General features: G+C 69.7%; 10 protein-coding genes. 3 read left to right on the top strand and 7 right to left on the bottom strand.

Features of this window, described 5'->3' with window-relative positions; all coding sequences use genetic code 11:
* Nucleotides 1-17: 17 nt before the first annotated feature.
* From ndk to ileS, 4 genes are read right to left on the bottom strand one after another with little or no spacing between them, the layout of a single operon-like run.
* A complete protein-coding gene (gene ndk, locus MRBLWS13_RS01965) occupies nucleotides 18-434 on the bottom strand; it encodes a nucleoside-diphosphate kinase (RefSeq protein ID WP_308867112.1) in 417 nt (138 codons plus the stop codon).
* 24 nt (nucleotides 435-458) lie between these two features.
* The gene (locus MRBLWS13_RS01960) at nucleotides 459-854 is read right to left on the bottom strand and encodes a DUF4233 domain-containing protein (RefSeq protein ID WP_349427408.1); all 396 of its coding nucleotides are present in this window, start codon (nucleotides 852-854) and stop codon (nucleotides 459-461) included.
* Nucleotides 851-2,209: a folylpolyglutamate synthase/dihydrofolate synthase family protein gene (locus MRBLWS13_RS01955; RefSeq protein WP_349427407.1), complete on the bottom strand. Its 1,359-nt coding sequence runs from the start codon at nucleotides 2,207-2,209 to the stop codon at nucleotides 851-853. The genes MRBLWS13_RS01960 and MRBLWS13_RS01955 overlap by 4 nt, the downstream gene beginning before the upstream one ends.
* The gene (gene ileS, locus MRBLWS13_RS01950; protein ID WP_349427406.1) at nucleotides 2,206-5,607 is read right to left on the bottom strand and encodes an isoleucine--tRNA ligase; all 3,402 of its coding nucleotides are present in this window, start codon (nucleotides 5,605-5,607) and stop codon (nucleotides 2,206-2,208) included. Before ileS ends, MRBLWS13_RS01955 begins: the two co-directional genes overlap by 4 nt.
* Nucleotides 5,608-5,925: 318 nt before the next feature.
* Between ileS and MRBLWS13_RS01945 the strand changes: the two genes are divergently transcribed.
* The 3 genes from MRBLWS13_RS01945 (at nucleotide 5,926) to MRBLWS13_RS01935 (ending at nucleotide 10,262) form a co-directional block, all read left to right on the top strand.
* Nucleotides 5,926-7,269: an MFS transporter gene (locus MRBLWS13_RS01945; protein WP_349427405.1), complete on the top strand. Its 1,344-nt coding sequence runs from the start codon at nucleotides 5,926-5,928 to the stop codon at nucleotides 7,267-7,269.
* Nucleotides 7,270-7,417: 148 nt separating this feature from the next.
* The gene (valS, locus tag MRBLWS13_RS01940; protein WP_349427404.1) at nucleotides 7,418-10,012 is read left to right on the top strand and encodes a valine--tRNA ligase; all 2,595 of its coding nucleotides are present in this window, start codon (nucleotides 7,418-7,420) and stop codon (nucleotides 10,010-10,012) included.
* Between the two features lies 1 nt (nucleotide 10,013).
* Nucleotides 10,014-10,262, top strand: a complete 249-nt coding sequence (locus MRBLWS13_RS01935; RefSeq protein ID WP_349427403.1) for a hypothetical protein — start codon at nucleotides 10,014-10,016, stop codon at nucleotides 10,260-10,262.
* A gap of 8 nt (nucleotides 10,263-10,270) precedes the next feature.
* Here MRBLWS13_RS01935 and MRBLWS13_RS01930 read toward each other — a convergent pair whose 3' ends face one another.
* From MRBLWS13_RS01930 to MRBLWS13_RS01920, 3 genes are read right to left on the bottom strand one after another with little or no spacing between them, the layout of a single operon-like run.
* Complete coding sequence (locus tag MRBLWS13_RS01930) at nucleotides 10,271-11,656, bottom strand: MFS transporter (protein ID WP_349427402.1); 1,386 nt, start codon at nucleotides 11,654-11,656, stop codon at nucleotides 10,271-10,273.
* Entirely contained in the window at nucleotides 11,653-11,883 is a 231-nt protein-coding gene (locus MRBLWS13_RS01925) for a hypothetical protein (RefSeq protein ID WP_349427401.1), read from the bottom strand. Before MRBLWS13_RS01925 ends, MRBLWS13_RS01930 begins: the two co-directional genes overlap by 4 nt.
* Nucleotides 11,880-12,515 carry a helix-turn-helix domain-containing protein gene (locus MRBLWS13_RS01920; RefSeq protein ID WP_349427400.1) on the bottom strand — a complete coding sequence of 212 codons (636 nt, stop codon included), beginning with the start codon at nucleotides 12,513-12,515 and terminating at the stop codon, nucleotides 11,880-11,882. Before MRBLWS13_RS01920 ends, MRBLWS13_RS01925 begins: the two co-directional genes overlap by 4 nt.
* Nucleotides 12,516-12,606 lie beyond the last annotated feature (91 nt).

The raw sequence follows: 12,606 nt of genomic DNA, 5'->3' as shown, positions 1-12,606 counted from the left end.
GCCAGCCGACGAGCTGATCAGCCGAACCAGATCTCGAGTTCGCGCGCCGCGGACTCGGTGCTGTCTGAGCCGTGCACGAGGTTCTGCTGCACCTTGAGGCCCCAGTCGCGGCCGAAGTCGCCGCGGATGGTGCCGGGGGCGGCCGTGGTGGGATCGGTCGTGCCCGCCAGTGACCGGAAGCCTTCGATGACGCGGTTCCCCGCCAGGCGGATCGCGACCGAGGGGCCGGACATCATGAACTCGACCAGCGGCTCGTAGAACGGCTTGCCCTCGTGCTCGGCGTAGTGGCGCTCGAGGGTCTCGCGATCAGGCTCCACGAGACGGATGTCGACGAGGGCGTATCCCTTCGCCTCGATACGGGCGAGGATCGCGCCGGTGAGGCCGCGTGCGACGCCGTCGGGCTTGACGAGGACGAGGGTCTCTTCGGTGGCCATGCGGGTCTCCGTTTCGGATCGGGGTTATGAGGGGGGATTCGCCGCGAGCCGCGCGTTGCGCCGGTCCAGAGCAGCTCCCTTGATCGTCGCATATCCGTACATGGTGCCGAAAATGAGAGCGACGATCGCCAGCGCCGGCACCAGGAACGCACCGAGTGCGATGATCCCCTGCAGCACCCATCCGAGCACGATGCCCCAGCGGTAGCGCACCACCCGGGTCGTTGCGATCATCAGCAGCGCGAGCACGGTGCCGGCGACCACGCCCCACCACGGCGCGATCGGCGCAGGGAGGGCCCCGAGTCCGTAGATCACGAGTCCCGCCAGGAAGGCGATGATGGACTCGAATCCCAGCACGATCGTCGCGAGCGACTCGGCCGCCCCGCGCGGGCGCCGGGTCCGGGGTGCGTGTTCTGCGCTCATTCGCTCCACCCGGCCTTCCAATCCTCCGCCGCAGCGAGGGTCAGCGCCTCACCGGCGAGCACCACGGAACCGGCGATCACGACAGCGCGGCGATCGGATGCCGCTGCCCACGCCCGCGCCGCCTCGGCGGCTTCCGCGAGATCGCGATGCACCGAGACGCGCAGGTCGTGCGCCTCAGCGAGGTCGGCGATCGCGTCGGCGTCCTCGGCTCGGTCCGAGTCGGGCGCGGTGGCGAACACGTGCGCGGCGACGGGGGCGATCTCCGCGACGATGCCCGCCGCGTCCTTGTCGGACAGCACACCGAGCACGACACCCCACTCGTCGAAGTCGAAGGCCTCCCGCAGCGCGGTCACGAGCGCACGGGCGCCGTGCGGGTTGTGCGCCGCGTCGACGAGCACCGTCGGGCTCGCGCCGACAAGCTGCAGTCGCCCGGGCGAGGTCGCGCCGCCGAGGCCGTCCGCGAGCACATCGGCCGCGATGGGCTGGGAGCCGCCTCCGACGAGGGACTCGACCGCCGCGATGGCGAGAGCGGCGTTGAAGCCCTGGTGAGCCCCGTACAGCGGCAGGTACTCATCCTCGTAGGTAGCGGCGAGCCCACGCACGGTGATCTGCTGCCCCCCGACGGCCAGCCGCTGCTGGGCCAGCGCGAACTCGGCGCCCTCGAAGGCGATCGAGGCGCCGTGCGCGGCGGCGGCCGAACGGAGCACGGCCTGGGCGGCGGCATCCTGCCGCGCCGAGACGACCGCCGCGCCGTCCTTGATGATGCCGGCCTTCACCGTCGCGATCTCGGCGATGGTGTCGCCCAGGCGGTCGGCGTGATCGAGGTCGATCGGCGCGAAGACCGCCACGTCGCCGTCGGCGCTGTTGGTCGAGTCCCATGAGCCGCCCATGCCCACTTCGAGCACGAGCACGTCGATCGGCGCGTCGGCGAACGCGACGAACGCGAGCACCGTGAGCAGCTCGAAGAACGTGAGCCGCGCGTCGTCGTTGGCCGCCAGCTCGGCGTCCACGAGGTCGACGAACGGCGCGATCTCGTCCCACGCGTCCGCCACGGCGGCATCGTCGATGGGCTCGCCGTCGATCATGATGCGCTCCGTGAAGCGCTCGAGATGCGGACTGGTGAACAGCCCGGTCCGCAGGCCATGGGCGCGCACGAGGCTCTCGATCATGCGGCTGGTCGACGTCTTGCCGTTGGTGCCGGTGACGTGGACGACGCGGTAGGTCTTCTGCGGGTCGTCGAGCAGCTCGAGCACGCGGCGGGTGCGCTCGACGCGCGGCTGCACCCACTGCTCGCCCTGCCGCTGCAGCAGCGCCTCGTAGACGGCGTCGGCCCTCCGGCGCTCGCGATCGCTCATGCCGAGACCCCCGTCCGGCCGACCGAGACGGTGAAGGCGCCGCGGTTGGCATAGGTTCCCGCGTCGATCACCGCCTCGTACTCCACGGGTGCGCGACCGTCGCCCGAGCCGATCACCTCCGCCACGCGGGAGCGCACCGCATGCGTGACGGCGAGGGTCTCGCCGGCCACGTTCGCGACATCGAATGCGGCGGCGACCGCCTCGGCGTCCGCGGCGTCGTCGAACAGCAGGCCGAGCCCGATGCGATCGCTGACGTCGAAGCCGGCCGCCTTGCGGGTGTCCTGCACGGCGCGGATGACATCGCGGGCCAGGCCCTCGGCCTCGAGCTCGGGCGTCGTCGTGGTGTCCAGCAGCACGAAGCCGTCGCCCGAGAGCAGCGCGATGGCGGTGCCGTCGGCGACGCCGCCCGCCTCGAGGGTGAGGTCGTACTCCCCCGGCTCCAGGGCGATGCCGTCGACCACCACGCCGCCGTCGCGTTCCTCCCAGACGCCCGCCTTGGCGCCGGCGATGACATGCTGCACCTGCTTGCCGAGGCGCGGGCCTGCGGCTCGCGCATTCACGCTGAGGCGCTTGCTGATGCCATAGCGTGTCGAGACGTCGTCGCCCAGCTCGATCAGCTCGACCGACTTCACGTTGAGCTCGTCGCGCAGGATGCCGTCGAACTGGGCGAGCGACGCGGCATCCGCCACCGCCACGGTCAGTGCCGGCAGCGGCAGGCGTACGCGACGGCCCTCCTTCTTGCGGAGGGCGTTCGCCACGCTGGATGCCTCGCGCACGGCGTCCATCGCGGTGCGGATGTCGTCCGCGGCGGGGAACGCGTCGGCGTCCGGCCAGTCCTGAAGGTGCACGCTGCGGCCCCCGGTGAGGCCCTGCCAGACCGTCTCGGCGACGAGCGGGATCAGCGGCGCCGCGACGCGGGTCAGCGTCTCGAGCACCGTGTACAGCGTGTCGAACGCCTCTCGGCTCTTCGGGTCGTCGGAGACGCCGACCCAGAAACGGTCACGCGAGCGGCGGATGTACCAGTTCGTCAGCGCTTCGGCGAAGTCGCGGAGCTTCGCCGCGGCGAGCGTCGAGTCCAGCACCTCGAGGTCGGCGGCGACATCGCGCACGAGGTCGCCCGCGAGCGCCAGGATGTAGCGGTCCAGCACATCGGTCGAGTCGGTGCGCCACGAGGCCTGGTAGCCCTCGCCGGTCGCGCCGCCGGCGGCGTTGGCGTAGGTCGCGAAGAAGTACCAGGCGTTCCACAGCGGCAGCAGGAACTCGCGCACGCCGGCGCGGATGCCCTCCTCGGTGACGATGAGGTTGCCGCCGCGCAGCACCGAGCTCGACATGAGGAACCAGCGCATCGCGTCGGAGCCGTCGCGGTCGAAGACCTCGCTGACATCGGGATAGTTCTGCAGCGACTTCGACATCTTGAGCCCGTCGCTGCCGAGCACGATGCCGTGGCACGAGACGCCCGTGAACGCGGGCCGGTCGAACAGCGCGGTCGACAGCACGTGCATCACGTAGAACCAGCCGCGTGTCTGCCCGATGTACTCGACGATGAAGTCGGCGGGCGAATGCTCGTCGAACCACTGCTGGTTCTCGAACGGATAGTGCACCTGTGCATACGGCATCGAGCCTGAGTCGAACCAGACGTCGAAGACGTCCTCGATGCGGCGCATCGTGCTCTTGCCGGTCGGGTCGTCGGGATTCGGGCGCGTCAGGTCGTCGATGTACGGCCGGTGCAGATCGACCTCTCCCTCCGCGTTGCGCGGCAGGCGACCGAAGTCCCGCTCCAGATCCTCCAGCGAGCCGTAGACGTCGACGCGCGGGTGCTCCGGGTCGTCGCTCTTCCACACCGGGATCGGCGAGCCCCAGTAACGGTTGCGGCTGACGGACCAGTCGCGCGCCCCCTCGAGCCACTTGCCGAACTGTCCGTGCTTGACGTTCTCGGGCACCCAGGTGATCTGCTCGTTGTTCGCGAGCATGCGGTCCTTGATGTCGGTGACGCGGATGAACCAGCTCGACACCGCGCGGTAGATGAGCGGGTTGCGGCACCGCCAGCAGTGCGGGTACGAGTGCTCGTAGCTCGCCTCGCGGAGGAGTCGCCCCTCCTGGCGGAGCCGCCGGATGAGCGGGCGGTTGGCGTCCATCCAGAGCTGCCCGGCGACATCCGTGACCTGCGGCAGGAAGCGTCCGCCGTCGTCGAGGCTCATGATGAGTGGGATGCCCGCCGCCTCGGTCACCCGCTGGTCGTCCTCACCGAAGGCCGGGGCCTGGTGGACGATGCCGGTACCGTCGCCGGTCGTCACGTAGTCGTCGACGAGGATGCGCCAGGCTCGCTGCGTGGCCCAGATGCCGGCATCCGCGTAGTAGTCGAAGAGACGGTCGTACGTGACGTCCTCGAGGTCGGCACCGAGGATCGTCTGCTCGACTGCCTCGCGTGCGGCCTCCGCCGAGTCGTAGCCGAGGTCCTTCGCGTACCCCGCGAGGAGCTCCTCGGCGAGGAGATAGCGGTGCGACTCCGCTTCGGCGGGCTCGTCGTCGCGGTGCACATCGGCCGCCCCGTTGGGTCCCCCGGGCACGACCACGTAGCGGATGCCGGGGCCGACGGCGAGGGCGAGATTCGTGGGCAGGGTCCACGGCGTCGTCGTCCAGGCGAGCGCGCGCACGCCGGTGAGGCCGAGCGCCTCCGCCTTCAGGCCCGTCAGCGGGAACGTGATCGTCACCGACGGGTCCTGACGCATCTTGTAGACGTCGTCGTCCATCCGCAGCTCGTGCGCCGAGAGCGGTGTCTCGTCGCGCCAGCAGTACGGCAGGACACGGTGGCCCTCATAGGCCAGACCCTTGTCGTAGATCGTCTTGAATGCCCACAGCACGGACTCCATGTAGGTGAGGTCCAGCGTCTTGTAGCCCCGCTCGAAGTCGACCCAGCGCGCCTGCCGGGTGACGTAGTCCTCCCACTCGCGCGTGTAGGCGAGCACCGATTCGCGGGACTTGGCATTGAACGCGGCGATGCCCATGGCCTCGATCTCGCTCTTCTCGGTGATGCCGAGCTGCTTCATCGCCTCCAGCTCGGCGGGCAGTCCGTGCGTGTCCCAGCCGAACACGCGGTCGACCTTCTTGCCGCGCATGGTCTGGAAGCGCGGGAAGACGTCCTTGGCGTAGCCGGTGAGGAGGTGGCCGTAGTGGGGCAGTCCGTTGGCGAACGGCGGACCGTCGTAGAAGACCCACTCGTCGGCGCCGTCGCGCTGCTCGATCGAGGCGCGGAAGGTCTGGTCGGCCTTCCAGAACGCGAGGATCTCGCGCTCGATGTCGGGGAAGCGGGGGCTCGGGACGACGGGACTCGCTCCGGTCCCCGGGCGTGCCGAGGCATCGGCCGCAGGTCCGAAGGCGGAGGGGCGGGGATAGGTCATCTTCTCTCGCAGGTGCTCGCTCGTGTGCTTCCTGCGGGGACGACATGCCTGGAACGGTGACCAGACGTACCGCGGTACCACCCTGCTTTGACGTCTCGGTCCTTCGACCGGGCCGAGCTGCCCTCTCTCACTGCGGCTGTGACGGGCCTGACCCGCTCGGTTCTAGTGGGGAATCCGCGTGAGCGGACACCTGTTCTTCCGAGAGCTCCCCGGTGATGGCCGGATCGACGCTACTGGGACGAGTCTACCGTGGCTGTGCAAGGGGGGAATGCGGAGCACGGCGACGGGGTTTCTGGACTCGTGCCAAGATTGACATCCGTGACCGCAGCAGCACCCGAATCCGCTCTGGTTCCCGAATCCACCCCGACGCGCAGAGTCGCGTGGGCCTCGATGGTGGGAACCTCGCTCGAATCCTTCGACTTCTACCTCTTCGCCTACTTCTCGGCGTTCTTCGTCGGGCCGCTGTTCTTCGACCCGCTCGGGCAGTTCGGCGCCACGAGCGCGGCGTTCCTGACGATCGCGCTCGCCTTCGTGGTGCGCCCCATCGGCGCCGTGATCTTCGGCTACATGGGCGACCGCGTCGGCCGCAGGGCCACCCTGCTGTGGACCGTGGGCATCATGGGCGTCGCGACCGGGTTGATCGGCCTCCTGCCGACCTACGCGCAGGCGGGCTGGCTCGGAGCCGTCCTCCTGATCGTGCTGCGCATCGTGCAGGGCCTGTCCCTGGGCGGCGAGTGGGGCGGATCGATCCTCATCGCGACCGAGAACTCCGGCCCGGTCAAGCGCGCGTTCTACGCCGCGATCCCCCAGCTCGGCTCCCCCGTCGGATCGATCCTCTCGGCGGCCGTGTTCATCGTCCTCACCGCGGTGCTCCCCGCCGAGCAGATCGCCGAGTGGGGATGGCGCATCCCGTTCCTCCTCGCCATCCCGCTGCTGCTGGTGTCGCTGTACCTGCGCTGGTCGATCTCCGAGACACCCGTGTTCAAGGGCGTCGTGGCGGAGGGGCGCCGCGATCGCATCCCGTTCATTACGATGTTCGCCAAGCGCCCCGGCGCCATGGCGATCGCGATCGGCGCTGCCCTGCTGGGCATCGGGTCGTACTCGCTCATGAACACCTACACCGTCAACTACGGGGTGGAGCAGCTGGGTTTCAGCTTCCAGGACCTGCTCATCGCGACCACGATCGGCGGCCTCCTGCAGCTCGTGACCATCCCGCTGTTCGGGGGGTGGGCGTCGCGCATCGGGTCGGCACGCGTCGTCCTGTGGGGTGCGGTCGGCACTCTGCTCATCACGTTCCCGATGTATTTCCTCCTCCAGTTCGCCACGTTCCCGTTCCTGGTCGCGACGATGCTCATCGGCGGGATCCTTCCGACGATGGCGTGGGCGGCACTCGGCGGGCTGATGAACGACCTCTTCCCCGACCGGTTCCGCTACTCTGCCCTGTCGTTCGCGTACGCGCTGGCGGCGACGATCAGCGGATTCGTCCCGTTCCTCACACTCACCCTCGGCGAGGCGACCGGCTACGCGTGGTGGCATCCCGGCGTGATCCTGGCGATCATGTCGGCGGTCACGCTCGTGTCGGCATGGCTCGCCGCGCGGCGCGCCGTCGAGCCGGAACTCGCGACCGACCCGGCCAGCGCGACCGCGACGGCGACGGCCTGAATCCCGACGCGCCCGAGAGCGGACGGATGCCGGCGGTCGCGGCATCCGTCCGCTTTTCCGGGTCGAGCGCAGCCGGGCTAGAATCGAGCGTCATCCCACACTCAGGCACGCTCACACAGTGCCGCACATATCGCTCGAGGAGTTCCGCATGACCGACGGCCGCCCCGCACAGGGACCGATTCCGGACAAGCCCGCACTGGAGGGCCTCGAGGACAAGTGGGATGCCGCGTGGTCCGAGCAGGGCACGTACCTGTTCGATCGCGTTCGCGCCGCCGAGGTGGGCCGCGAGGGCGTGTACTCGGTCGACACTCCCCCGCCGACCGCGTCGGGCAGTCTCCACATCGGACACGTCTTCTCGTTCACGCACACCGATCTCAAGGTGCGCTACGAGCGCATGCGCGGCAAGACGGTGTTCTACCCGATGGGATGGGACGACAACGGCCTGCCCACCGAGCGTCGTGTGCAGAACTACTACGGCGTGCGCTGCGACCCGTCGCTGGCGTATGTTCCCGGCTTCACCCCTCCGTTCGAGGGCGGCGACAACAAGTCCAGCCGCGCCGCCGACCAGGTGCCCGTCAGCCGCCGCAACTTCATCGAGCTGTGCGAGCGGCTCACCGTCGAGGACGAGAAGCACTTCGAGGCGCTGTTCCGCCAGCTGGGACTGAGCGTCGACTGGACGCAGACATACCGCACCATCTCCGACGACACGATCCGCACCAGCCAGCGGGCGTTCCTGCGCAACCTGGAGCGCGGCGAGGCCTACCAGGACCTCGCGCCCACGATGTGGGACATCGACTTCCGCACGGCGATCGCACAGGCCGAGCTCGAGGAGCGCGAGCAGCCCGCCGCCTTCCACCGCGTCGCGTTCCACAAGACGGACGGCTCGGGCGATGTGCACATCGAGACGACGCGTCCCGAGCTGCTCGCGGCCTGCGTCGCGCTGGTCGCGCACCCCGACGACGAGCGCTACCAGCCGCTCTTCGGCACCACCGTGCGCACCCCGCTCTTCGACGTCGAGGTGCCGGTGCTGGCTCACCCGCTCGCCCAGCCCGACAAGGGCTCGGGCATCGCGATGATCTGCACCTTCGGCGACGTGACCGACATCATCTGGTGGCGTGAGCTGAACCTGCCGAACCGGACCATCCTCGGCCTGGACGGGCGTATCGTTCCGGACGCACCGGACGCCATCACAACGGATGGCGGCAAGGCGGCGTACGCCGAGCTCGCCGGCAAGACGGTGTTCTCCGCCAAGAAGCGCGTGGTGGAGCTGCTGCAGGAGTCCGGCGAGCTCATCGGCGACCCGAAGCCGTTCACGCACGTGGTGAAGTTCTACGAGAAGGGCGATCGCCCGATGGAGATCGTCTCGACGCGCCAGTGGTACATCCGCAACGGCGCTCGCGACGAGGCGCTGCGCGAAAAGCTCATCTCGCTCGGCGCCTCGATGTCGTGGCACCCGGACTTCATGCGGGTGCGCTTCGAGAACTGGACGAACGGCCTCACCGGGGACTGGCTGGTGTCGCGTCAGCGCTTCTTCGGCGTGCCGATCCCGGTCTGGTACGCCCTCGACGAGAACGGCGAGCGCGACTACGACCGCGTCATCAGACCCGACGACGCATCGCTGCCTGTCGACCCCTCGACCGATGTGCCGGCCGGGTACACGGCCGACCAGCGCGGAGTGCCGGGCGGTTTCGAGGGTGAGAACGACATCTTCGACACCTGGGCGACCTCGTCGCTGACGCCGCAGCTCGCCGGCGGCTGGGAGCGCGATCCCGAGCTCTGGAACCTCGTCGCGCCGTTCGACCTGCGCCCGCAGGGCCAGGACATCATCCGCACGTGGCTGTTCTCGACGCTGCTGCGCAGCGCCCTCGAGGACGACCGCGCGCCGTGGACGGATGCCGCGATCTCGGGCTTCATCGTGGATCCCGACCGCAAGAAGATGTCGAAGTCGAAGGGCAACGTCGTCACGCCGGCCGACATCCTCTCGCAGCATGGCTCGGACGCGGTGCGGTACTGGGCGGCGTCGAGCCGTCTCGGCACCGACGCGGCGTTCGACCCGCAGAACCCGACGCAGGTCAAGATCGGCCGTCGCCTCGCGATCAAGGTGCTCAACGCGGCGAAGTTCGTGCTGTCGTTCCCCGTACCCGCGGACGCGCAGGTGACCCACGCGCTGGACGCCTCGATGCTCACCGCCCTGGACGCGGTCGTGCGCGATGCGACCAAGGCGCTGGACGCCTACGACCACGCCCGTGCGCTCGAGGTCACCGAGTCGTTCTTCTGGACCTTCTGCGACGACTACCTCGAGCTGGTCAAGGAGCGCGCCTACAACCAGGCCGACGTGGGCCAGCCGTCCGCGGCGCTCGCGCTGCGCATCGCGCTGTCCACGCTCCTGCGCCTGTTCGCCCCGGTGCTCGCGTTCGCGGCCGAGGAATCGTGGTCGTGGTTCAACGACAGCTCGGTGCACAACGCCGAGTGGCCGGAGCCACTCGGCATCGAGGGCGACCCGGCGGTGCTCAGCATCGTCGGCGAGGCGCTCATCGGAGTGCGCCGCGCGAAGACCGAGGCGAAGGTGTCGCAGAAGGCGGAGGTGTCGCAGGTCACGATCGCAGCTCCGGCCGAGGCCATCGCGGTGCTGCGACTCGCGGAGGGCGACCTCAAGGCCGTCGGGCGCATCGCCGAGATCGCCTATGCGGAGGCCGACGCCCTGTCGGTGTCGGAGATCGAACTCGTCCCCCAGGAGGCGTGACATGCAGCTCGGAACGCGCTGGACCTCGGGCGACGAACCACCTCAAGCGGTGCCTGAGGCGCTGCGCCGCGGCATCCGCTCCGTCGACGAGACGATCCCGGGCGACCAGCTCGGTCAGCCGCGGCCGCGCTGGACCCTCACCTGGCTCGAGGGCAAGCCGATCGCGGAGCTCGACACCGGGGCGATCGTGACGCTCGACGCCGACGGCGAAGCCGTCGCTCGGAACGATCCGGACGACGGCTTCGGGTAGGCCTGGGCTCACTCCTCCGGCGCGTTGTGCGTCGAGGCAGAGAGCAGCAGCCGGACGGCGACCGCGGTCGCGACGAGCGTGACACCGGCGGCGAGCAGGAACGGCAGTCGCAGATCGATGCGCGCCACCCAGCCGCCGAGGAGCGTCGCGAACGGGAAGATGCCCCACGTCAGCGTGCGGCTGATGCCCAGCACGCGGCCGAACAGGTGCCCTGGCACGATCCGCTGACGTAGGGCGCCCCACGGCACGTTCCAGATCGACACCGCTGCCGCCATGATGGCGTACGCGATGGTCGCCGAGATCGCCTCCGGCGCGGCCCACACTCCCGCGAGTCCGACCGCAGCGACGATGTTGGCGCCGAGCATGACCTTGCCGCGTCCGAACTTCGTGACGAGCGACGCCGCGACCAGCGAGCCGCCGAGGCCGCCCAGCCCGATCCCGGCGGTGACGAGCCCGATGGCGGCCGGCGCGACACCGTGCACATCGAGGAAGTAGAGGAACACCGGCGCCTGGGCGAAGGCGAACGCGCAGCCCACGATGGAGGTGAAGACCACCATCGACCGGAGGAAGCGGTGCCGCCAGAGATAGACGAGGGCTTCGCGGGCGGACACGTTCGCCGGTGCGGCGGTCTCCGGGGCCTCGATCTCGGCGCTCGCCTCGACGTCGGCGTCCATATCGGCCGCTGCGAGCGGCTCGCCGGCGGCGACCGCGGCCTCTGCCGTCGACGCCGCGCTCTTGCCCGTCGGAGCCTCGGCCCGCAACGGGCGCGCGGCCGACAGCGGCAGCATCACCGCGAGGACGATGGGGATGAGGTAGCCCGCGGCCCCGACCCAGAGCGGCAGCGCGAGCGCGACGGCGAACAGGACGCCGCCGATGGGAGCGGCGATGAAGCTGTCGATCGTGATCTGTGCTGCCTGCAGCCAGCCGTTGGCGCGGTCCAGCGCGGGGCGCTGCACGACGCTCGGGACGATGGAGTTGGTCGCGTTGTCGAAGAGCGTCTCCCCCAGGCCGAACACGAGCACGCCGGCGAACAGCCACCAGATGCTGATGGCGCCCGTGACCGTGAGCGCGGCGAGCCCGACTGCGGCGAGCCCGCGAAGGCCATTGGCGATCGCCATGACCCATCGGCGATCGAACCGGTCGACGATCATGCCCGCAGGCAGTCCGAAGACGAGCCACGGCAGGAACGCCAGGGCGCTGAGCGCGGAGATCGCGAGCGGGTCGCGGGTGAGCGTGGTCGCGATCAGCGGGACGGCGACGCGGCCGACCCCGTCCGCGAGGTTGCTGAACGCCGCAGCCGTCCACAGCTTGCCGAAGTCGCGGCCGAGCGGGACCGTGCGTGCCCGCCCGGCCGGCGACCCCGGCCGCTCGACGGTGTCGATGCTCTCGCTCATCGCGGGAGCATCCCCGTCGCCGCGAGCGCCTCGGCGTCGCGCCGTGCGCCGCTCACGGCGGTCTGTGCGGCCAGTGCGCCGCGTCGTTCGGCGCCGTCCCGCCGCTCGACGCGCGCGATCACGTATGCGTCGATCGCGGATGCCGCGCGCAGCAGCGCGCGGTCGAATCGTGTGGCGGATGCATCGAAGCCGCGTGCCGCGAGTTCGCCTGCCGTGATGGTGGTCATGACTGTCCTCCTAGTTGCGGAAGCGGGAAGACGTCAGCCCGGATGGTGACGGGGCGTACGTTCTCGCCGGTCTGGTTGCGGTAGTTGTCCACGGCCTCGTCGATCAGGGCCATGATCTTGAGAGTCAGTTCTTTGCTCTGCTCGGGTGTGAGTCGCGCCGTGGCCGTGGAGATGAGCGTGCCGTCCTGCCAGAGCTCGTCCTCACCGCCGATCCCCCGGTTGACGAACTCGAGCAGCTGATCGTTGCGGTTGCGCAGGAACTCGTTCATGACCACCTGGGTCGCGGCACGGCCGGCCGGAGTGGACATCGCGTCGGGGTTGGCGAACGACACGCCCCCGACCGGACGCTCCCACCACCGTTCGCGGCCGGTGCCGCGATCGGGGGCCTCCCGGATGAGGTCCTGCTTGGCGAGTGCGCGCAGGTGGTAGCTCGTCGAGCCGCTGGACTCGCCCAGCCGCTCGGCGAGGGAGCTGGCCGTCTGCGGGCCGTACTGGCTGAGGATGTCGTAGATCCTCACGCGGAGGGGGTGCGCGAGTGCGCGCAGGGCGCCGGAGTCGAGGACACGATCCTCGTTGTGTCGCTGTTCGCTGCGGGCTGCGGCATCCGCCTGCTGCTCCTCGTTCTCTGCCATGTCTCCAGAGTAGCGATGCAAAGAACTCTTTGCAAGGATTTCTTTGCAATCATGTGTTTGCAAAGAGATCTCGGCATGCGCGGCTGCGTGA

It is taken from the genome of Microbacterium sp. LWS13-1.2 (assembly GCF_040144835.1).
Taxonomy (GTDB): domain Bacteria; phylum Actinomycetota; class Actinomycetes; order Actinomycetales; family Microbacteriaceae; genus Microbacterium.
The sequence above is the reverse complement of the archived record's forward strand: the minus strand, read 5'-3'. Positions and strand labels throughout refer to the sequence as shown.